Origin of the sequence: Exiguobacterium sp. s46 (assembly GCF_018618875.1) — a bacterium.
Taxonomy (GTDB): Bacteria; Bacillota; Bacilli; order Exiguobacteriales; family Exiguobacteriaceae; genus Exiguobacterium_A; species Exiguobacterium_A abrahamii.
In genome coordinates, this window is the sequence record NZ_JACSMY010000001.1 from 1592063 (window position 1) to 1613066 (window position 21004).

Genomic DNA, 21004 nt, shown 5'->3' on the forward strand with positions numbered 1-21004 from the left:
TTTATTCGTTCGGGTAAATACCATACATTGATTATGACATACGGAGGATGAAAAATGCGTACATATGATTGCATTGTGATCGGAACAGGTTCCGCTGGAAACCAAGCGGCTTATAAATTCGCTGAAAAAGGACTACGTGTTGCCATCGTGGAGAACTTCACTCCAGGTGGCACATGCGCACAACGTGGATGTGACGCCAAAAAAATCTTACTGACGGGTAGTGAGACGAAAGACGCTGTCGAGCGATTGCTCGGATACGGCGTAAAGGGGCTGATTTCGATTGATTGGCGCCAATTGATGGAGCGAAAGAATGAATACACACGCGCCATCCCGGAGCAAACACGAAAGCGGTACGCGGAAACGGACATCGACTATTTCCATGGAGAACCGCATTTCGTGTCTTCACATCGCCTTCGAATTGGTGAAGACGAAATCGAAGGGAAACAGTTTTTAATCGCAACCGGTCTAAGACCTCGCGAATTATCTGTACCCGGTAGTGAGCGTTTCATAACAAGTAATGAGTTTCTTGAACTGAAAGAACTTCCACGCCGACTCGTCTGCATCGGTGGCGGTTATATCTCGTTCGAGTTCGCCCATCTCGCTCGTATTGCTGGCGCAGACGTCACGATCGTCTTACGTTCTAACGCCTTAAAACAATTCGAGAGCGAATTGGTTGATGTGCTGTTAGAAGCCACACGGGCACTTGGTATCTCGATCATCAAAGAAGCAGAGGTCGTCGCTTACGAAGAGGAATCCCTTCATCTATCGAACGGTGACGTCTTGAAGACGGATGTCGTCTTGAATGCGACTGGACGTGTCGCAAGTATCGATCAGCTTGGTCTCGAAGCGATTGGCGTTGCGCATAATGAAAAAGGAATTCATGTCAATGCGTACCTTCAGTCTTCCGTCGAACATATCTATGCCGCAGGAGATGTTGCTGTCAGTGGGAATCCAGCGTTGACGCCGTTCGCTGGAACCGAAGGACGACTCGCTGCCGATAACATGCTCGAAGGGAACAATCGGAAACTAGAGCTGCTCCCTGTACCTAGCGTCGTATTCACCGCGCCGAACCTCGCCCTCGTTGGTGAGACGGAAGCTGCTTTGAAAAAAGCAGGTATTCCTTATCGTGGTCGTTTGATTGATACGTCCGCTTGGCAAACGAACGCACGGATCAAGGACAGTTTCGCTCGGGCGAAAGTGCTCGTCGGGGAAGATGATCAAGTCCTTGGCGCACACTTCATCGGTGTCAATGCAGCGGAACTAGCAAACTATTTCTCGTTTGCGATGCAACACCGGATTCCAAGTACTTCGATGCAACAGACTGGATTCGCTTACCCGACACCTGCTTCAGACATCGCTTCGTTATTCGAGGATTGACAGGAGGCTTTTGGATGATTCAATACGGCTATACGATTTTATACGTTGAAGATACTGCACGGACGCTGACATTCTATCGAGACGTTCTTGGCTTATCCGTCAAGGCGGAGCACGGCAGCTACATCGAGTTCGAGACCGGTCAGACGACACTCGCCTTCAATACGCGTGAAGACGTGCAACAGTTGATTCCGGATTACATGATACCGAGTGGAAAAACACAACAGACGTTAGAGATTGGTTTCATCACGGATGACGTCCCTACTCTATTTCAGAAGGTGGTGGAGGCAGGATATGAGACCGTCCTCGCACCTGCACAAAAACCATGGGGGCAAGTCGTCGCCTATGTCCTCGACCCCGATGGTCACCTGATCGAACTTTGTACGCCAATGTAATCTAAAAAAACAGACCGTTCTGCCTGTGCAGAACGGTCTGTTTTGATATGCAGGAAAGAATTAGTTAGATGTTTCAACGAATTCTTTAAGTGCGTCTTTTGGCATGAAGCCCATTGTTTTGTTGACAGGTTGTCCATCTTTGAAGAGAACGAGTGTCGGGATACTTTGAACTTGGAATGCTCCAGCTACTTCTGGGTTTGCATCTACGTCGACTTTGACGATTTTTACATCTTGCATGTCAGCATCGAGTTCTTCAAGAACAGGTGCGAGCATACGACATGGTCCACACCATGTTGCCCAAAAATCAACAAGGACGAGACCTTCTTGTGTTTCTTCTTTAAATGATTGGCTAGTTGCGTGTACGATTGCCATTGATCATAACCTCCTAATGAGTAGATCCACCCGGTAAAAAAATGGGTGATCTCTTTATTGATTCGAGTATATCATAGCAGTCTCTTCCAACAAACGAAACTGCTCACGCGAAAAATCTGCAAAAACAACCGGCACCATGATAATGGCACCGGTCTTCAAACTCATCCGTGAACGAGCATTTTTTTGAATTCAGCTGTCAATAGTGGCACGACGTCGAACAAATCACCGACGATGCCATAGTCAGCGACAGAGAAGATGTTCGCTTCCGGGTCCTTGTTGATCGCAACGATCACTTTGGCATTTGACATCCCTGCTAAGTGTTGGATCGCACCTGAGATCCCACACGCGATATAAAGATCCGGTGTAACGACTTTACCTGTCTGACCGATTTGAAGCGCATAGTCGCAGTAATCTGCATCACAAGCACCACGCGAAGCACCCACTGCTCCTCCGAGGACATCTGCTAGTTCTTGTAACGGTGCGAAGCCGTCCGAACTCTTGACGCCTCGTCCACCTGCGACGATGACTTTTGCCTCTGACAAATCAACGCCGCCTGTTGCTTTGCGTACGATGTCTGCGACGATTGTCCGTAAATCCTTCAGTTCAACCGTAACCGACTCGACCGTTCCTTGTGAACTACCTGCTTCGAGCGGATCGATGTTGTTCGGACGGACTGTAAAGAGTGTCTTGCCTTCTGCGACTTTGACTTTTTCAAATGCTTTCCCCGAGTAGATCGGGCGAATGAATGACGCATCTGCGCCTTCCCCTTCAATCGCCGTCACATCACTGATCAAACCGGCTTGTAGTTTTGCCGCGATCTTCGGTGATAGATCCTTGCCGAGCGACGTATGACCGAAGACGAGCACGTCGGGTGACGTTCGATTCATCAACTCGAGGAAGACTTGTCCATAACCGTCTGGCGTGTAGTGTAAAAGACGCTCATCCTCTACGACGAGGACTTGGTCCGCTCCGCGTGATGCTAGAGCATCGGCATCCTTTGCGACATCGTGTCCAATCAGGACCGCGATGACTTCATCTGCGACACGTCGCGCTGCTGCGATTGCCTCAAACGACACATTCCGTAAACTACCATCCCGTGATTCTGCGAGTACTAATGCTTTTGTCATTCGTTTCTCCCCCTTAGACCACTTTTGCTTCGTTACGTAATAATGATGCGAGCTGCGCGACTTGCTCGTTCAGTTCACCTTCGAGGATCTTACCAGCTGCTTTGTTCGGTGGTAAGAAACGCTCAATCGTCTCTAGACGTGGTGCGAGTTCGTCTTCATCAAGTTCGAGATCATCGAGTTCGAGTTCTTCAAGCGGCTTTTTCTTCGCCTTCATGATCCCTGGAAGACTTGGATAACGTGGTTCGTTCAATCCTTGTTGCGCAGTGACGAGTAACGGAAGTGTTGTTTCGATCGTCTCGGTATCCCCTTCAGCGTCGCGTGTCACGACAGCTTTCGTACCGTCAAGCTCCAGTTTCGTGATCGTCGTCACGTAAGGGATATCAAGTAGTTCTGCGACGCGAGGCGCCACTTGACCACTTCCGCCATCGACTGCGACGTTCCCGGCGATGACGAGATCAACCGTTTGTTCCTTCAAATAACCAGCGAGCACTTCAGAAATCGTGAAATGATCTGCCTCTTCGATATCATCTTCAATCGAGATACGAACTGCTTGATCCGCTCCCATTGCGAGTGCTGTTCGTAATTCCTTGTCCGCATCTTCCGGTCCGACCGTCACGACCGTCACCGTTCCCCCTTGTGCATCACGGACACGAATCGCTTCTTCTACCGCATACTCATCGTATGGGTTAATGATGAACTCAGCGCCATCCTCATCGATTTGACCATTCTCGAGTTGGATTGCTTCTTCCGTATCGAATGTGCGTTTCAACAGTACATAGATTTCCATCTCATGCTCCCCCTTGTCGTCTATTCACCATCATTCTTTGTATCCGCTTACATAGTTGTTGTCATGAAAAGGGCTTAACTCAGCCCTTTGATCAACATCCGATGAATCCCGTCGCGTGTCTCAAGCAACTCATATTTGAATCCACTTGCCATCCAGCTCGTCACGACCTCATCGATCGTTCCGAAAATCATCTGACGTGCTAATCGATAATCCAGATCGTTTGAAAACTCACCTGTCGTCATCCCGTGCTTAACGACCCGGTCAATCAGATGCAAGTACGGCTTTAAGACGGCAGCGATGTTTTGACGCATGTCTTGGTTCGATTGACGCAACTCAATCTGCGTGACGACCGCTAAATCATAGTCGACGGATAATTGCTCGAGGTGTGCCTCAATCAATGCTGCCAATTGTTCCGTCGCTGATGTATGGCTCGCGATTTGTCCTTCGGAATATTCGATGAAGCTTCCCATTTTCGCTTGGAATAGCGAAATCAAGAGATGTTCTTTATTCTTGAAGTACAGATAGATCGTTCCATCCGCAACCCCGGCTTCCTTTGCGATGGCAGTCACTTTCGCTCCATGGTAGCCGTTCTTGGCGATGACTTTTACGGCGGCATCAATGATGCGGTCACTCTTTGACATTGTTCGTTTCATTCCACTATCTCCTAACGCATAAAATGAATGATGGTTCATTCATATTTATTCTATCATGTCATTTTATCCTGTCAACTGCTTTCTTCGAGTTGTTTGGCACGTTCTTCTTCAACGAGAACACGGCGGAGAATCTTACCAACGAACGTCTTCGGTAACTCTTGCCGGAATTCATACTGCTTCGGCACTTTGAACGATGCTAACTGTTTACGACAGAATTGATCGAGTTCTTCTTCCGTGACCGTCATCTCATCCTTGACGACGATGAACGCCTTGACAGTCTCTCCGCGGTAGACATCCGGAACACCGATGACGACCGCTTCTTTAACGGCTGGGTGTTCATATAGGATTTCTTCGACTTCACGTGGATAAATGTTGAATCCAGAAGCAATGATCAAATCTTTTTTCCGATCGACGATTCGGAAATAATGATCCTCACCGATATATCCAAGGTCTCCCGTATGCAACCAACCGTTTCGCAGAACAGCTTGCGTATCTTCTGGTCGTTTCCAGTATCCTTTCATGACTTGCGGACCTGTGACGATAATCTCACCAATCTCACCTGGAGCAGCTGGTGTCTCTCCGTCCGCTTGGACGATTTTCGCTTGCGTATCGGGTACCGGAATACCGACCGTTCCAGGAATCCGACGATCCCAGATACAGTTCGTATGCGTCACCGGACTCGTTTCAGACAGACCGTATCCTTCAACGATCCGCCCACCCGTCAGCGCTTCGAATTTTTCCTGCACTTCGACTGGTAGAGGAGCTGAACCAGAAATACAGGCTTCAATCGAAGAGAGATCATACTTCTTCAGCTTCGGATGATTCAATAGACCAACATACATCGTCGGAGCACCTGGGAACAGATTCGGTTTTTCCTTATGAATCGTCTTGAGTACCTGTTCGATATCGAATTTCGGAACGATGATTTGTTCATAGGCATTAAATATGCCGAAATTGAGGTTACACGTCATGCCATAGACATGGAAATAAGGAACGACTGCTAACAGCTTCCGTCCATCTCCTCGATTGTATTTATAGAACCAGTTGTCGATCTGTTCGACGTTTGCACTCAAGTTAAAGTGTGTCAACATGACACCTTTGGGTGCGCCTGTCGTTCCACCCGTATATTGGAGAACCGCGACGTCCTCCTTCGGTTGAATCGCGACTGGTGTAATCGGTTCATACCCCCGCAAAGATAAAAACGGGATCGAACCTGTCGTATCAATGATGATGTTGTTATCTTTCCGTGCTTTAATCGGATAGAGTTTATTTTTAGGGAAGGGAAGGTAATCCGCGATACTTGTCGTCACGACGGTCTTGAGTGTCGTCGACGCCTTGACACGAGACGCTTTCGGATAGAGTAGATCGAGCGTCACGAGTAGATGTGCTCCTGAATCGACGAGAATCTGTTCAAGTTCACGGTCTGTATAGAGTGGGTTCACTTGGACGACGATACCACCTGCATAGAGAACAGCATAATAACTGATCATATACTGGGGACAGTTCGGTAACATCAGTCCGACGCGATCCCCTTTTTTTAGTCCGTGCTCTTGTAATAGGCTCCCAAGTGCGCGGGCCTCGTCACGTACTTCACGAAACGTCATACGTTTTCCTAAGAAACTCAAGGCACGTTGTTCTGGAAAATCAGTCGCTGCCTCATCGAGTGCCTGATAAAGAGGTAATTCTCGATAATCAATCGATGCGGGTACTTGCTCGGGATAATCAGATAACCAAACGGATTCCATACGTTTCCCTCCCTGATAATGAATTACTATTCATTTTTATTATACGTTGAATCGAATTCGACATGCCAGTAAAATCCAAAAAAAGAAATCAAATCTGCTTGTTTTTTTCGATTCGTTCAATTAGAAATCATCATACAAAAAAGCAGCACCACCCTTTCTCGTTTCCGAAAAAGAAGAAGCACTGCTTTTTAATAGACATCACCGGGATGGATACGTAAATCCTTCACCAATGACTTCGCGCACTTTATGAATGACGACGAAGGCGCGGGGATCTGCTGCTTCGACGATCTGTTTCAACGGTGCCAGTTGTCGTTTATCGACGATCATATACAACATATCATTCTTTTGTTTCGTGAAATGACCGTGACTGTGGATGACCGTCGCGCTACGACCGAGCGTCTCTGTCAGGATCGTCGCGATCTCCTCTTGGCGATGACTGATGATCGTGACCGCTTCGCGGACATTTAATCCTTCGCTGACGAGATCAATCAAGTACGAGCCGATGATGATTGCAATCAACGTGTATAGCATCGTCTCTTCTCCGAACAGAAATCCTGATGCACCGACGACCGCGACATCGATGATGAACATCGAGACCGCGATACTGAGATTCAAGTATTTATTCATCAGTCGAGCGATGATGACTCCCCCGCCCGTCGTTCCTCCAGCACGAATGACGAGACCAATCCCAACACCAATCAGAATTCCCGCATAGACCGTACCGATTAAACGGCTATCTGATGAAGTTGCAAGACTTGCTGTTGAGGAGAGGACAAATGATGTGACGGCGACCGAGATGACGGAGTAAAGCATCGTCTTCCGGCTGAGGAATCGATAACCGACGACGAACAGCAAGGCGTTCGCAATCAGGGAAACAAGTCCCGTATCCCAGCCATAGAGATAGTAGAAGATGACCGTGATCCCGATCAATCCACCTTCAGATAAATCGTTCGGAATCGTAAAGTAGTTGATTCCAAAGGCGAGAATCGCCGATCCGATGATGACCCAGAAGATGTCCTTCCAAGAAATCAATTGCATCGCCTCAAAAGCACGGCGTCTCGTTTCTGTCGTTGTTGATGTTTTTCGTACGTTCATATGCGTTCCTCCTTTTTTGATTAGGCGTGGCTTCCAATAAAAATTCCGTACTGAAACGATGTCAGTACGGAATGATCACACGGTAAGACCGGTTCTTTTAATTAAATACAATCCAAAGGATACCGACGACCAAAAAGGCAATCGAAACCCCGAACATGATTTTCGCTAAACGTTCTAACACGGATTCACCCCACTAACGCTGATCCGATGACGTAGGACATGCCGATCGATAAGGCACATGAAATGATACCGACAGCAATGTTGCCGTTCTCGATTTCACGGTCTACCGGCAAATTCGGTGTCAGGAATTCAAAGATCCAGTATGTCGATATCAACAGTAAGAAGCCAAAAGCACTTTCAAGAAATATCGACCCGACCCGTTCTTCCCCTTGAACAGCGAAATGAACGATATTGGCGAGTCCGATGATTTTTCCACCTGTTGCTAACGCAACGGCGATGTTGCCACTCTTGATATGTTCCCAGTTTTTATACCGGGTTGTCAACTCAAAAAGTGCAAGTCCTAAAATGATCAGTAATCCCGCGACCGAATAGAGCGCTGTCGTATAGACATAGACGTTCTCAAAAATGTTCATCTTGCTTTCCTCATTTCAGTTCGATGATCGTCACACCGTGTCCGCCTTCACCTTGACCACCTAAGCGGTGACCTTTGACGTGACGATGACCTTTCAAGAATTCTTGGACACCTTGACGCATCGCTCCCGTACCCAGACCATGGATGACACGAATGTGGTCGTAGTTCGATAACAAAGCTTGGTCCATGAAGCGTTCGAGCTTCGATAATCCTTCTTCAACACGGACGCCACGTAAATCCAGTTCAGCTGAAGGCGCCGATTGTTTCGTCACACTCGTACCACCAGAACGCCCTTTTGTTTGAGGACGTTTTGGAGTACTGCCGATCTTCGCGAGATCTTCCGGTTTGACGTTCACCTTCATGATGCCGACTTGAACGGTGTACTCGCCGTTCGCCTGTTGGTTGATGATATAGCCTTTTTGATTGAACGTCGTGACTTTGACTTCTTCGCCTTTATCAAAACGTGGCGTTTGATCGTATTTCGCTTTTACTTTAGCAATCCGCTTCTCTTGCAGACTCGGCTTCGCATCTTCAAGTTTTTTACGTGCCTCGATCAGTTCATGCTCTTTGACGGCACCAGCATCACGCAATTCTTTCAAACGTTTAATGACGCCTTCAGCCTCTTTTTGGGCACGTTCGACTGCACGTGCTGCTTTCTCTTCCGCTTTTGCCAGAATCTCATTTTTCTCTTCCTGAATCTCTGCTTGTTCTTGCTCGAATTGCTCACGCTCTGCAACGAGTCGTTTCTTCTCTTCTAGCAACTGAGCCTCTAACGTTTCAGCACGCTGTTTCGCCTCTTCCAGTCGTTCGATCATCGTTTCGACGGACTGTGCGTCGCTACCGATTTGACCACGTGCCGCATCGATGATCCGGTCTTCGAGTCCGAGACGTTTTGAAATCTCGAACGCGTTCGAGCGTCCTGGTACACCGATGAGTAAGCGATACGTCGGACTGAGTGATTCGACATCGAATTCCATCGACGCGTTGACGACTCCTTCTCGGTTATAGCCGTACGCTTTTAATTCCGAATAGTGCGTCGTCGCTGCAACACGTGCTCCGCGGCGTTTCACTTCATCAAGAATTGCAATCGCTAGGGCAGCACCTTCTGTCGGGTCCGTTCCCGCACCCAATTCATCAAACAGCACCAAACTCATGAAATCGATTTTCTCCATCATCGAGACGATGTTCGTCATGTGCGAGCTGAACGTCGACAAGTTTTGTTCAATCGACTGTTCATCCCCGATATCGGCATAAATCGCATCGAAAACACTGAGCTCCGTCTCATCTGCTGCCGGCACGTATAGTCCTGATTGCACCATCAATTGCAGAAGACCAATCGTCTTTAAAGTAACTGTCTTACCACCGGTGTTCGGACCGGTGATGACGAGTGATGTAAAATCGCCACCCAGCGAGACAGTGATCGGTACGACCTCTTCTTTTGGAATGAAGGGATGTCGTGCTTCCTTCAGAATGATATGGCGATTTTCATTCAAGCGTGGTTCGACCGCTCCGATCTGATGACCGTATAATGCTTTTGCCATGATGAAATCAAGTTCTGCTAATACATCGAGGTTGATGCGCAGCGAGTCGCCGACACTCCCAACAAGTGCTGATAATTGTGCAAGGATTCGTTCGATTTCCGCCCGTTCTTTCAAACGTGCTTCTTGAATCTCGTTGTTCGCAGAGACGACGGCTTGTGGTTCGATGAACAACGTCGCACCGGACGCCGACTGATCATGAACGATCCCGCCAAACGCTTGACGATATTCTTGTTTGACCGGGACACAGTAGCGATCATTTCGCATCGTCACGATGGCGTCAGACAGCATCTTCGCTTTACTACGTAAGACACTATCGATTTTTGAACGAACTTGTCCTTCGAGCGAACGCAACTGACTACGTAACGCTCGTAATTTATCACTTGCCGAATCTTGAACAGTTCCTTGGTCGTCAATGGCATGGCGAATCCCCTGTTCGATCTCAACGAGCTTCGTGATCTGTTCGATTCGACTGTCGAGTCGTGGTAATCGTAGATCCGGATGATCTTCATGCAATCGTTCTTGGAACGCCTTCACTTGACGTCCTGAATAGACGACGTCTGCAACGGATAAGAGTTCACTCGTCGAGAGGACCGAACCAATTTCTGCCCGTTTCACTTCACTGCGGACATCTGTCAATCCACCGAACGGGTAACGGTCACGCAATCGGTAAACCGTCGTTGCTTCCGTCGTGACGGCTAACAATTCCTTGACCTGCTCGAACTCTTCCGCTGGATGCATCGCTCGAACGAACTGTGCTCCAAGTGAGCTTGCTGTGAACGATAACATGTTTTCTTTTAACTTCTCATATTCTAAGACGCGTAATGCGTTGGCATTCATTTAATCCACTCCTAAACGTTTTCGACCGAAGAAGGCAAGTGCTGCTTCAGCGCTCCACGTATTGATGACATCAGACGCCTCCAAATAGGCTTTACGTGCATGGAGGACTCCAAGTTTCATATCTTCTAACATTTCTGGTCGGTGTGTATCCGTATTGATCAAAATTTTCACACCAGCAGCCTTCGCTTTTGCTAGGGAACTTGCCGTCAAATCGAATCGTGCAGGGTTTGCATTCATCTCAAGCGCTGTTCCTGTCTCGGCTGCTAGTTCGATCAAGCGATCGACGTTAACGGCATAGCCCTCTCGTCTACCGATGATTCGTCCTGTCGGATGGGCAATCAGAGAAACGTAAGGATTACGACACGCATTCTCAAGCCGTTGCATGATCTCTTCTTCCGTCTGATCGAATTTCGAATGAATCGAGGCAATGACGTAATCCATCTCTTTTAAGAAATCATCTGCATAATCGAGCGATCCATCAGGCAAGATATCCATCTCGACGCCACATAAAATCGTCATCTCGGGATGTTTCTTGCGTGCTGCTTCGATTTCGACCCGTTGCGCACGTAGACGTTCTTCCGTCAATCCATTGACGAACTTCATATACTTACTATGGTCGGTGATCGCCATCCATGTATACCCTCGTGCAGCACACGCATCGACTAGTTCTTCAACAGATAATGTTCCATCTGACCATGTCGTATGCATGTGCACATCTGCTTGAATATCCTGTTCCGTTAAAAGGTGTGACAAATCCTGCTCGAACTCTTGACGCCCTGCTCGTAATTCAGGTGCGATGAACGGTAAGTCGTACCGCGCAAACAATTCTTCTTCCGTCTTCGGCTGTACTAATCCTTGCTCGGTTTCAACGCCATATTCAGAAATGCTCTCTCCCCGTTCTTTGGCGAGCTGACGCATCCGGACATTGTGATCCTTCGAACCCGTGAAGTGATGTAATGTGGATGCGTACGCCGCGTCATCGACGATTCGGAAATCAACCGCGATATAATGGACGTCTCGTTTTAAGACGAGTGATACTTTCGTGCTGCCGGCAGCGATGACTTCATCGATGAGCGACAGTTCCAAGAGTTGCTCCTTGATCCGTTCCGGTTCGTTCGTCGAGAGGATGAAATCAAGATCCTTGCACGTCTCTTCTGCTCGGCGGAAGCTTCCACCAACTTCGAAGCGAATGATTTCATCGAACGACGCAAGGGTCTGATTTAATTCCGCAACGACCTTCCGCATGACACCATACGGTAATCGTTCTGGTCGTGTTTCAAACGTTTCGAGCGCTTTGACGTACTTTTCGACCGTCTTCTTACCGAATCCAGGCATCGCTTCGACTGTACCATCCGCTAATTTCTCTGCAAAGGAATCCGCATCAATGACGCCGACTTCATGCAATTTAGCAAGTTTCTTCCCACCAAGACCTGGGATCTTCAGTAAAGCAATCAGTCCTTCCGGTACTTCTTGTTCGAGTTCCGTCAGTGCCGTACTCGTTCCCGTTTCCCGGTACTCCTCAAGAACAGCAGCCGTTCCTTTACCAATCCCCTTCATCGCCGTGAAATCGTCGATTGCCATGAAGTCAGCATCCGATGCCTCGAGGATACTTGCTGCTTTTCGGAAAGCATTGATCTTAAACGGATTTTCCCCTTTAACCTCTAGATAGACTGAGATTCGTTCTAAGTGACGCATTGCATCTTGAATCGTACGCATGTGCAATTCTCCCCTCAAAAAAAGCTCCCATTTAACGGGAGCATGTTTATTTTATCAATCCAACTTGATCCATCAGCCAATTCGCAAGGAGCGGTGTATGTTGGATGATGAAACTTGCCAAACTCGAGTCTGCAATGGCATCCTGTATCGACTGAATCGGAACGAATGCAGCGAGGAACAAGAGTAAGAAAATGAAGATGTACATCTCGATAAAGCCGAAGACGCCACCTAATAATCCTTTGACTTGTTTTAAAATCGGAATGTTCGTCAACGAATCAAACATCGATAACAAAATCGCTAAGATGATTTTTGTACCGAAGAACAGGACGACGAACCAAAAGGCTTTGTAGAACACCTCATCGAGTCGTGCTGAACTTGGAATTGCGAACATCGTCAAGTCGATTCCCGCATCATCCAGTGTCGACGGATATGGAACCCACAAACGGAATTTCGTCGCCAGTTCCTCATAAAACGACAAGGCAACGATGAAGGAAATAATCAGGCTGAGCAAATGCCCGGCCTGCAATACGACTCCCCGTCGGACACCCGTCATGACGCCTAAGGCGAGAAGTAATAAGATAACGAAAGAAATCATAGTTTATAGTTCACCCAAATTCTTTTTTATTTTTACGTAATCACTACCAATATTAAGCGCCGCTAGGACGGCGATTTGACGAACGTCGAGTTGTGGTGCTTGTTCTCGGATTTCTCGAATTTTCGTATCGACGAGGAGACCCACTTCGCGTACGTGTTCTGGCGACTCCGTTCCGACAATCGTATAATCATTGCCTGCGATATGAATCGTCGTCCGGTTCAACCCTTCTGAATCAGCCATTTTTCTGTCCTCCTCATACTTTGCTTCTTTCATATAGTACCATCATTTTCGTTTTAGGAAAAGAAGTCCCCCATCGGTCTTAAGGATGGTATGCTTAATCCCGGAAAGGGAGGTTATCTCGTGGGAACTACCGTTTTACGCTTATCTAAAGAAAAGCAAGACCTCGTCATACAAGAGTTTAAACAAGGACAGACGAAGAGTCCACCGTATGCCCGCTTCGCCGCTAAAGTACCCGGATGTGTCATCACGATTTACAATTCTGGAAAAGTGATGTTTCAAGGAACCGAAGCCGAAACCATCGCTTCACGCTTCGGTACGGCTACACCGACTAAATCGAAGGAACCACTTGTTTCAACGTTACCGAATGGTTTTGCAGAATGGTCCGTCGCTGGCAGTGACGAGGTCGGAAAAGGCGATTTCTTTGGTCCACTCGTCGTCGTCGCCTCCTTCGTTGATCGAAAGCAGATTGCACTTCTTCACGAACTCGGTGTTCGGGACTCCAAACATCTGAACGATACCGAGATTCGTCGGATTGCTCGCGATCTCCATGCTGTCATTCCGTACACATATCGTATCCTACACAATCCAGAATACAATCAGATGCAACGAACGATGACACAAGGAAAGATGACTGCCCTGATGCATAATGATGTACTCGAGCGACTTCTTGACCAACTGGAGACGAAACCAGAAGCGATTTTGATTGATCAGTTCGCTGAAAAGACTGTTTACTACAAACACTTGTCTGGTGTCGTCAATCCCGTTCGAGAAAATGTCTACTTCTCGACCAAGGCGGAACAACTCCATGTCGCCGTCGCTGCCTCATCCATCATCGCTCGCGCCATCTTTTTGAAGGAGATGGACAAGTTGAGCGAGACAACAGGTGTCGTCATTCCGAAAGGTGCTGGTGCTAAAGTGGATCAAGTCGCCGCTTCACTGATCTTACGTTATGGAGCTGACAAACTTCGTGACTGGACGAAAGCCCATTTTGCGAATACGAAAAAGGCACAACAACTAGCCACGAAACGAAACCGACCATGACCTTAACGGAATGGTCGGTTTTTTTAAATGACGGACTCCCCTTCAGACAGTCGTTCTAATTCCGCAAGAAGTATATGTTTTTCATTAAAAGGAATCGTTTTTGTACCGATTCGTTCTACCTCATCATGACCTTTCCCGACAATGACGATTCGTTTCCCTTCGTGCGCCAGATGCGCTGCTTGTACGAGCGCTTCATGACGGGACGTATGACAACCTACTAAATGTTCACGTGGAATATCAACGATTAGCTCTTCGATGATTCGATCCGGATTCTCTGTCCTCGCATCATGGACCGTTGCGATGATGTGTTCACAATATTTGCTTGCGATCCGCCCCATCTCCGCTCGTTTCGTTCGATCACGCTCTCCAGCTGCACTTAAAACGACCGATAGCGACTCTCCGGAAGAAGTGAGTGCCTGTAAACATTTTTCTAGACCATCCGGTGTATGGGCATAATCGATATAAATCTCACAAGGTGCCCAGTCCAGTCGTTCGAGTCGTCCTTTCGGCAATTCCAGTTCTGGAATATGACGAATCAAGGTATAGAGATTGGCATCGCCTGCCCGCAACAATCCCATCGCCGCCGCTAAATTCGCTGCATTGAATTCACCTAGTAAAGCTGTCGGCACACGCGTCGTCGTCTCGTCGATCCGCACATTGACGGTGTCCGTCAACCACTCGACCGCGATCTGTGACGTCCGGTGTGGTTGCGTCGTATACCAGATGACGGGTTGTAAAGGCGCAGCTTCTCGCATGACGCGACTCCAACCATCTTCTCGATTCAAGACGATGGTCCGACCATTTGACGCAGCAACTTGTTGAAACAACAAAGCTTTCGTCTTGGCGTAATCCTCCATTGAATGATGGTAATCCAGATGATCATGCGTCAGGTTCGTAAATGCTGCCGAGTGGAAAGACACTCCCTCGACTCGACCTTCGGCTAATGCGTGAGAAGACACTTCAATGATGCAATCAGTCACGCCTTTTTCAACCATTTCATACAACAGTCGATGTAAGATGATGGCTTCAGGCGTCGTATTCGGCGTCTCAATGAGTTCCTCATCAATTCGTGCACCGACCGTGCTGATCATGCCGGCTTTTATACCTGTTGCTCGAAAGAGATCATACGCCAATTTCGTCGTCGTCGTTTTTCCATTCGTTCCGGTTACACCGTATACACGCATCTTTTGACTCGGTTGATTGTAAAAGCGATTCGCGACTTGACCTGCAAGTCGTTTCGTATCCGGCACAGTAATGACGGGAACCGGGCAATCCGGAAACGATCGTTCAGCTAAAATCGCCACAGCACCGTTTTGGATTGCCTGATTGATATAATCGTGACCATCAACCGTGTAGCCGTTGATACAGATGAATAATCCGCCAGGTCTGATTTGTCGCGAATCGGTTGCGATATTCGTGATGAGTGGATTGATTGCTTCCTTTATAGTGAATGGTAATAGTTCAGTCAGGAGCTTCGCTAGTCGATTCATGATGTACTCTTCCCTTCTTTGTCTCTTCTCTATGTCAAGATGAATTAGTCAACCGATCACATAAATAGTCGTATCCATTGTTTCAAGTAAATCAAATACTCTTTTACGGAACATACCCGCTTTAAGACTTGCTTAATCTTTTATCATGCTAGAAAATTATTCTCTTCAATGCATGAAATGAGCGTTTCTTCCCTTGCACCTCTTAATCAGCTTTGATACACTCTTAAAGTTAACTAGTTAACTAAAAGGAGAAATAGGATGCTCTATACACAAGAACATGTACTCGGACAACTATCAAAAGTCTCACGTCTCGTAAAACGAGAGATTGATGCTACCTTGCTTCCCTACTCGTTACATACGGGTCAATGGGCACTAATAAAAGCAGTTGCATTACTACAACCTGTTTCACAAGTCCAACTGGCCGATTATCTAATCATTGAAAAACCAGCTGTGACGAAAACCGTCTCACGTCTTGAGACGCTTGGTTTCATCACTCGGATAAAAGAAGGACGAACACACTTTGTCTCATTGACACCTCTAGCCATTGAACGGTTCGACCAAATCGATGCTGCGGTCCAAGAGACCCACCAACGCTTACTCGCCTCCTTCTCCCTTACCGATCAGCAACAGCTCGGTGAGTGGATGACGCACCTACTTACTCTACATCGACAGGAGGAATCTTCATGATCGCTCGGTTATTCTCGCGTCATTACGTCATGACGCTGATCATTAACCTATTGCTCTTCATCACGTTTTATCTACTCAATGCCTCACTTCCACTACTCGCTGCTAAGCAGTTTCCGGTCTCCGCTTCAGCCCTCGGATGGATTGTGACGAGCTTCATCCTGGCAACCGTCTGTTCTCGTCCACTGATTGGTCACTGGTTAGATCGTTATGATTTAAAGCGTGTCTTAATGGTCTCTGCAAGTCTCTTTACATTAATGAGCCTCTGCTACTTGCTTGTCTTACCACTGGAATCATTCTTCTATTTAATCGTCATCCGTGTCATCCATGGCTTTAGTTTCGGGATGCTATCTTCTTCAATTAGTCTCGCCGTTACGACATTGATTCCAAAGACACGTCAAGGAGAAGGGATGGGCTATTTCGTCCTATCGATGAACTTGGCATCCGTCCTTGGTCCCGTCATCGGTCTAACCTTCATCCAGGAAAAAGCCTTCATTCTTTACTTCGTGACGGTTGCCGCCCTAGCGATCATCTCCTTCTTGTTAATGACGCGTCTGCCACTGACGAGTCAACATATCCCAAGCACGTCCGCGTTTCGTTTAAGTCAGTCTCTCTTCTTATCGCGTCCGCTTTTGTTGGTGGCGACTCTGTTGGCAGGCGTTGCGATCTCTAGTACATCTGCGTTCATTTCACTGTACACGGACTCGATCGGTCATATCGCATATGCTTCTTATTTTTATGCGCTAGTGGCTCTCGGGATGGTCGCGATTCGACCGATTGCTGGAAAACTGTTCGACCAGCGAGGAGCTGCATTCGTGTTGTTGCCATCGTATGTTCTTTATATGATGGGCTTTGTCATTCTCGGCATGTATCCTTCATTGGCTGGTTTATTGCTTGCAGCCGTCATTATTGGAGTCGGTTCTGCTTCTATCTTCCCTGGTCTTCAAACCGTTCTCTTGAACTTCGCACCTCCCGCACAGAAAGGAAAAGCCATCTCGACCTTTTTCCTTGCTTATGACACAGGTTTTGGAATCGGTGCCTTGATTCTTGCTACGGTCGCAAGCGGTATCGGCTATTCCAATATGTTCTTGTCCTGTAGTCTGATTGTTCTCGTAAGTGGTCTACTGTATTTCACCTTTACGAAACGACAAGTTGCTTCATCTGAAACAGAAGAACTTGCTTCTTGAATCTGTCGTCAAACGAAAAACAGCCGCCTTCCTCTGAAAGGAAAGCGGCTGTTTGTTTATCCTGATTATGCGCGAAGTTCCGCATTGAACGTTTCTTTCACTGCATCTACGACTCGCTGTTGCGCTGTCGTGATTTCTTCATCGACTAACGTCCGTTCTTTGTTTTGATAACGGAGGGAGAAAGCAAATGATTTTTCATTCTCTCCGACGTTCTCACCCGTGTAGACATCGAACAATTCGATCGTCTTAAGAAGTGGACCGGCTGCTTCCGTCATGACATCGATGATGGATTGCGCCGTCACTGATCGCTCGACGACGATTGCTAAGTCGCGTGTCATTGATGGGAAACGTGAGATTTCCGAGTAGACCTGCTCTTCTTTCGAACGTAGTGCCATCGCCTCTAATTCAAAGACGTACACTTCTTTTAGACCATACTGTTCTTTTGACAGACCAGGATGCACTTGACCGACGAATCCGATCGCTTCTCCGTCAAGCAAAATGCGCGCCGTCCGTCCTGGGTGCATCGATGGAATGCTCGCTGCCTCGAACGTCAACGTGATACCGACTGTAGAAGCGAGTGTCTCGACGATTCCTTTCATGACGAAGAAATCTGTTTTGACGAGCGTTCCGTGCGCACGGTGTTGTTCTGACACACCGACTGCGACGCCACCGATCATTTCTTGTTCAATCGGGAGTGTCTCAAGTGACGCATCCCGTTGCAGATAAACACTGCCGAGTTCATAAAACGCGACATCGGCATGCTGTCGTGCGACATTATGCTGCGCGACTTCAAGGAGTCCCGGAATGAGTGACGTCCGCAGTGTCGAACGTGCTTCACTGATTGGCATCGCCAGTTTGACCGGATGCAAATCTTCTCGTTCATTGAATTGCATCGCGCGTTGTTCGCTCGTCAATGAATACGTGATGGCTTGCGAAAGACCTGCTCCCTGCAATGTCCGGCGTAAATGACGACGGTGAATGTTCCGTTTTGGTAAGAAGCCACGGCTCGCTTCAGACGGTAAGCTTGAAGTCAGTGCATCATATCCGTAGAGACGAGCGACTTCTTCCGCTAAATCAGCTGGAATTTTCAAGTCTTGGCGGCGAGTCGGTACGCTGACTGTCAAGGCATCACCTGATAATTCAACACCGAGACCAAGACGTTCGAGTAGCGTTTGCATGACTGTTCCTTCGATTTCCATACCAAGACGGTGATTGATGTACGAGACACTCGCTTCAATCAAGTGATCGTCAAGCTCGAGCGTTCCAGCTTGAGCGACACCAGCCTGAACCGTTCCACCCGAGAGTTCAGCAATCAAAGTTGCAGCCCGATCGAGTGCTAACAAGACACGACGTGGATCAACGCCCTTTTCGAAACGGGCACTCGAGTCCGAGCGAAGTCCAAGAACACGGCTCGTCTTCCGGACGGAAATCGGTGCGAAGTAAGCTGATTCTAAAATGATCGATGTCGTGTTTTCATCGACTTCGGTATTCGCTCCACCCATGACACCAGCAAGCGCGACCGGGTGTTCACCGTCAGTGATGACCAGCATCGAAGAATCGAGCGTCCGCTCTACTTCGTCGAGCGTCGTGAACGACTCTCCTGCGTGCGCTTGACGCACGACGATCCGTTTTCCGAGTTTTTCAGCATCAAATGAATGAAGCGGTTGACCTGTCTCGAGTAAGACGAAGTTCGTAACGTCGACGACGTTGTTGATCGGACGAATGCCGTTCGCAATCAAGCGGTTTTTTAACCAAGTCGGTGACTCTTGAATCGTCACGCCTTGAATTTCTCGTGCCGCGTAGAACGGGCAGTCCTCTGAATCAAGCGTCACGTCGACTGCCGTCGCAGTTTCTGCTTCGTTGACTTCAACGACCGGGAAAGTCGGTGTCGTATCGTAAAGCGCCGCCACTTCGTGTGCGACACCATACATGCTGAGGCAGTCCGAACGGTTCGGCGTTAATCCAAGCTCGAGGATTTCATCACGTAGACCGAGTAACTCCAAAACGTCTTGTCCTGGTGTGACTGGTTCACGGAACGTATGGATCCCGTCCTGCTCATCTTCTCGGATATATTTCTTTTCGAATCCGAGTTCTTCGAGTGAACAGATCATCCCTTCTGAGACGACACCTCGCAATTTGGCACGTTTGATTTTAATACCTGGCAGGCGAGCTCCGACGCGTGCGACGATGACATCTTGTCCGGCTTCGACGTTCGGTGCACCACACACGATTTGGACCGGTTCGTCTTGCCCGATGTCGACCGTCGTGACATTCAATTTATCTGCTTCTGGATGTTTTTCTTTCGTTAATACACGTCCGACGACGATGTTGTTCAACGCTTCATCCCGGACATCTACGCCTTCGACTTCGATTCCGCTCTTTGTAATCAAATCAGCCAAATCTTGTCCTGATGTGTGACTGACATCCACATATTCGTTCAACCATTGTTTTGAGACTAACATCTGCGTTCCCCCTTAAAACTGTTCGCTGAAGCGAACGTCATTCGTATAGAAGTGGCGAATATCATCGACACCGTATTTCAACATGGCAATCCGTTCGATACCCATTCCGAATGCGAAACCTGACATTTTCGTGCTATCATATTCGGCCATTTCGAGAACGTGAGGGTGAACCATTCCAGCGCCCAGAATTTCAATCCATCCCGTCTGTTTACAGATGTTACATCCTTTACCGCCACATTTGAAGCACGAGACGTCGACTTCGACGGACGGCTCCGTGAACGGGAAGAAACTTGGGCGTAAGCGGACTTCACGTGCTTCACCGAACATCTGCTTCGCGAAGGCTTCAAGCGTTCCTTTTAAGTCTGCCATCGAAATCGATTCTCCGACGACGAGTCCTTCGACTTGCATGAATTGGTGCGAATGTGTCGCATCATCTTCGTCTCGACGATAGACTTTACCTGGGCAGAGAATGCGGATCGGTTCTCCTTTCGAAGCGAGCATCGTCCGTGCTTGGACCGGTGACGTATGCGTTCGCATCAAAATTTCTTCCGTGATATAGAACGAGTCTTGCATGTCACGTGCCGGGTGATCCTTCGGTAAATTCAACATCTCGAAGTTGAACAGATCTTGCTCGACTTCTGGACCTTCGGCAATCGTATAACCGAGTCCGACGAAGATGTCTTCGATCTCATCCGTCACCTGTTGCAAGAGGTGCGCATGACCGACCTTTTTCGGACGTCCTGGTAACGTGACGTCAATTGCTTCCGCTGCCAGTTTCGCATCCATTTCTTGTTGTTTGACAGCTGTCAGACGTTGTTCCAATTGCTCCTGGATCGCTTGACGGACCGTATTAGCGATCTCACCGACGACTGGTCGTTCTTCCGCTGATAACTTTCCCATTCCTCGTAATACTTCTGTGATTGGTCCCTTTTTCCCGAGATACTTGACTCGGACGTCATTGAGATCTTTTTGTGTTGTTGCCTGATCGACTAATGTCAACGCTTCATCGCGTAATGCTTCTAATTGCTCGCGCATCTTTCCCACTCCTTTAGTTGAAGATATAAAAAAACG

At 47.9% G+C, this 21004-nt stretch carries 19 protein-coding genes; 5 read left to right on the plus strand and 14 right to left on the minus strand.

Going from position 1 to position 21004, the window contains the following annotated elements:
* The first annotated feature begins 54 nt into the window (after window positions 1-54).
* Both KNQ08_RS08390 and KNQ08_RS08395 read left to right on the plus strand, forming a co-directional pair.
* On the plus strand, window positions 55-1377 hold the full coding sequence (locus KNQ08_RS08390; RefSeq protein ID WP_214805254.1) for a dihydrolipoyl dehydrogenase family protein: 1323 nt from the start codon (window positions 55-57) through the stop codon (window positions 1375-1377).
* A 14-nt stretch (window positions 1378-1391) separates the two neighbouring features.
* Window positions 1392-1769 carry a VOC family protein gene (locus KNQ08_RS08395; RefSeq protein ID WP_055968739.1) on the plus strand — a complete coding sequence of 126 codons (378 nt, stop codon included), beginning with the start codon at window positions 1392-1394 and terminating at the stop codon, window positions 1767-1769.
* 60 nt (window positions 1770-1829) lie between these two features.
* Here the strand turns inward: KNQ08_RS08395 and trxA are convergent, their stop codons facing one another.
* From trxA to zapA, 11 genes are all read right to left on the minus strand, one after another.
* Window positions 1830-2141, minus strand: a complete 312-nt coding sequence (gene trxA / locus KNQ08_RS08400) for a thioredoxin (RefSeq protein WP_023468994.1) — start codon at window positions 2139-2141, stop codon at window positions 1830-1832.
* A gap of 161 nt (window positions 2142-2302) precedes the next feature.
* On the minus strand, window positions 2303-3268 hold the full coding sequence (locus KNQ08_RS08405; protein ID WP_050677630.1) for an electron transfer flavoprotein subunit alpha/FixB family protein: 966 nt from the start codon (window positions 3266-3268) through the stop codon (window positions 2303-2305).
* A gap of 13 nt (window positions 3269-3281) precedes the next feature.
* Entirely contained in the window at window positions 3282-4055 is a 774-nt protein-coding gene (locus tag KNQ08_RS08410; RefSeq protein ID WP_050677631.1) for an electron transfer flavoprotein subunit beta/FixA family protein, read from the minus strand.
* A gap of 74 nt (window positions 4056-4129) precedes the next feature.
* Window positions 4130-4708 carry a fatty acid metabolism transcriptional regulator FadR gene (locus KNQ08_RS08415; protein ID WP_050677632.1) on the minus strand — a complete coding sequence of 193 codons (579 nt, stop codon included), beginning with the start codon at window positions 4706-4708 and terminating at the stop codon, window positions 4130-4132.
* A 71-nt stretch (window positions 4709-4779) separates the two neighbouring features.
* Window positions 4780-6453: an AMP-binding protein gene (locus KNQ08_RS08420; protein ID WP_214805255.1), complete on the minus strand. Its 1674-nt coding sequence runs from the start codon at window positions 6451-6453 to the stop codon at window positions 4780-4782.
* Between the two features lie 198 nt (window positions 6454-6651).
* Window positions 6652-7548 carry a YitT family protein gene (locus KNQ08_RS08425; protein ID WP_050677634.1) on the minus strand — a complete coding sequence of 299 codons (897 nt, stop codon included), beginning with the start codon at window positions 7546-7548 and terminating at the stop codon, window positions 6652-6654.
* 185 nt (window positions 7549-7733) lie between these two features.
* Window positions 7734-8141 carry a DUF350 domain-containing protein gene (locus KNQ08_RS08430; protein WP_023469001.1) on the minus strand — a complete coding sequence of 136 codons (408 nt, stop codon included), beginning with the start codon at window positions 8139-8141 and terminating at the stop codon, window positions 7734-7736.
* A 10-nt stretch (window positions 8142-8151) separates the two neighbouring features.
* A complete protein-coding gene (locus KNQ08_RS08435) occupies window positions 8152-10518 on the minus strand; it encodes an endonuclease MutS2 (protein WP_214771082.1) in 2367 nt (788 codons plus the stop codon).
* Window positions 10519-12234 carry a DNA polymerase/3'-5' exonuclease PolX gene (gene polX / locus KNQ08_RS08440; protein WP_149427698.1) on the minus strand — a complete coding sequence of 572 codons (1716 nt, stop codon included), beginning with the start codon at window positions 12232-12234 and terminating at the stop codon, window positions 10519-10521.
* A 46-nt stretch (window positions 12235-12280) separates the two neighbouring features.
* Window positions 12281-12829 carry a CvpA family protein gene (locus tag KNQ08_RS08445; RefSeq protein ID WP_214805256.1) on the minus strand — a complete coding sequence of 183 codons (549 nt, stop codon included), beginning with the start codon at window positions 12827-12829 and terminating at the stop codon, window positions 12281-12283.
* A 3-nt stretch (window positions 12830-12832) separates the two neighbouring features.
* Window positions 12833-13069, minus strand: a complete 237-nt coding sequence (gene zapA / locus KNQ08_RS08450) for a cell division protein ZapA (RefSeq protein ID WP_029342308.1) — start codon at window positions 13067-13069, stop codon at window positions 12833-12835.
* A gap of 120 nt (window positions 13070-13189) precedes the next feature.
* Here zapA and rnhC point away from each other — a divergent pair, with 120 nt between their 5' ends.
* The gene (rnhC, locus tag KNQ08_RS08455) at window positions 13190-14110 is read left to right on the plus strand and encodes a ribonuclease HIII (protein WP_214805257.1); all 921 of its coding nucleotides are present in this window, start codon (window positions 13190-13192) and stop codon (window positions 14108-14110) included.
* A 23-nt stretch (window positions 14111-14133) separates the two neighbouring features.
* On the opposite strand, the gene KNQ08_RS08460 is transcribed toward rnhC, so the two are convergent.
* The gene (locus KNQ08_RS08460; protein ID WP_214723778.1) at window positions 14134-15600 is read right to left on the minus strand and encodes a UDP-N-acetylmuramoyl-L-alanyl-D-glutamate--2,6-diaminopimelate ligase; all 1467 of its coding nucleotides are present in this window, start codon (window positions 15598-15600) and stop codon (window positions 14134-14136) included.
* A 258-nt stretch (window positions 15601-15858) separates the two neighbouring features.
* On the opposite strand from KNQ08_RS08460, the gene KNQ08_RS08465 reads away from it, so the two are divergent.
* Both KNQ08_RS08465 and KNQ08_RS08470 read left to right on the plus strand, forming a co-directional pair.
* Window positions 15859-16287: a MarR family winged helix-turn-helix transcriptional regulator gene (locus KNQ08_RS08465; protein ID WP_214805259.1), complete on the plus strand. Its 429-nt coding sequence runs from the start codon at window positions 15859-15861 to the stop codon at window positions 16285-16287.
* A complete protein-coding gene (locus tag KNQ08_RS08470; protein WP_214805261.1) occupies window positions 16284-17471 on the plus strand; it encodes an MFS transporter in 1188 nt (395 codons plus the stop codon). The genes KNQ08_RS08465 and KNQ08_RS08470 overlap by 4 nt, the downstream gene beginning before the upstream one ends.
* Before the next feature lie 65 nt (window positions 17472-17536).
* Here the strand turns inward: KNQ08_RS08470 and pheT are convergent, their stop codons facing one another.
* Together pheT and pheS are read right to left on the minus strand one after the other, a co-directional pair.
* Window positions 17537-19933, minus strand: coding sequence for a phenylalanine--tRNA ligase subunit beta (gene pheT, locus KNQ08_RS08475; RefSeq protein WP_214805263.1), 2397 nt, complete (start codon window positions 19931-19933; stop codon window positions 17537-17539).
* Window positions 19934-19945: 12 nt separating this feature from the next.
* On the minus strand, window positions 19946-20968 hold the full coding sequence (gene pheS / locus KNQ08_RS08480) for a phenylalanine--tRNA ligase subunit alpha (RefSeq protein ID WP_035396564.1): 1023 nt from the start codon (window positions 20966-20968) through the stop codon (window positions 19946-19948).
* Window positions 20969-21004: the final 36 nt, after the last annotated feature.

Excerpts from the sequence above, each read along its gene's own strand:
- KNQ08_RS08390 (WP_214805254.1), top strand. The coding sequence starts at position 55 with ATGCGTACATATGATTGCATTGTGATCGGAACAGGTTCCGCTGGAAAC.
- KNQ08_RS08395 (WP_055968739.1), top strand. The coding sequence starts at position 1,392 with ATGATTCAATACGGCTATACGATTTTATACGTTGAAGATACTGCACGG.
- trxA (WP_023468994.1), bottom strand. The coding sequence starts at position 2,141 with ATGGCAATCGTACACGCAACTAGCCAATCATTTAAAGAAGAAACACAA.
- KNQ08_RS08405 (WP_050677630.1), bottom strand. The coding sequence starts at position 3,268 with ATGACAAAAGCATTAGTACTCGCAGAATCACGGGATGGTAGTTTACGG.
- KNQ08_RS08410 (WP_050677631.1), bottom strand. The coding sequence starts at position 4,055 with ATGGAAATCTATGTACTGTTGAAACGCACATTCGATACGGAAGAAGCA.
- KNQ08_RS08415 (WP_050677632.1), bottom strand. The coding sequence starts at position 4,708 with ATGAAACGAACAATGTCAAAGAGTGACCGCATCATTGATGCCGCCGTA.
- KNQ08_RS08420 (WP_214805255.1), bottom strand. The coding sequence starts at position 6,453 with ATGGAATCCGTTTGGTTATCTGATTATCCCGAGCAAGTACCCGCATCG.
- KNQ08_RS08425 (WP_050677634.1), bottom strand. The coding sequence starts at position 7,548 with ATGAACGTACGAAAAACATCAACAACGACAGAAACGAGACGCCGTGCT.
- KNQ08_RS08430 (WP_023469001.1), bottom strand. The coding sequence starts at position 8,141 with ATGAACATTTTTGAGAACGTCTATGTCTATACGACAGCGCTCTATTCG.
- KNQ08_RS08435 (WP_214771082.1), bottom strand. The coding sequence starts at position 10,518 with ATGAATGCCAACGCATTACGCGTCTTAGAATATGAGAAGTTAAAAGAA.
- polX (WP_149427698.1), bottom strand. The coding sequence starts at position 12,234 with ATGCGTACGATTCAAGATGCAATGCGTCACTTAGAACGAATCTCAGTC.
- KNQ08_RS08445 (WP_214805256.1), bottom strand. The coding sequence starts at position 12,829 with ATGATTTCTTTCGTTATCTTATTACTTCTCGCCTTAGGCGTCATGACG.
- zapA (WP_029342308.1), bottom strand. The coding sequence starts at position 13,069 with ATGGCTGATTCAGAAGGGTTGAACCGGACGACGATTCATATCGCAGGC.
- KNQ08_RS08460 (WP_214723778.1), bottom strand. The coding sequence starts at position 15,600 with ATGAATCGACTAGCGAAGCTCCTGACTGAACTATTACCATTCACTATA.
- KNQ08_RS08465 (WP_214805259.1), top strand. The coding sequence starts at position 15,859 with ATGCTCTATACACAAGAACATGTACTCGGACAACTATCAAAAGTCTCA.
- KNQ08_RS08470 (WP_214805261.1), top strand. The coding sequence starts at position 16,284 with ATGATCGCTCGGTTATTCTCGCGTCATTACGTCATGACGCTGATCATT.
- pheT (WP_214805263.1), bottom strand. The coding sequence starts at position 19,933 with ATGTTAGTCTCAAAACAATGGTTGAACGAATATGTGGATGTCAGTCAC.
- pheS (WP_035396564.1), bottom strand. The coding sequence starts at position 20,968 with ATGCGCGAGCAATTAGAAGCATTACGCGATGAAGCGTTGACATTAGTC.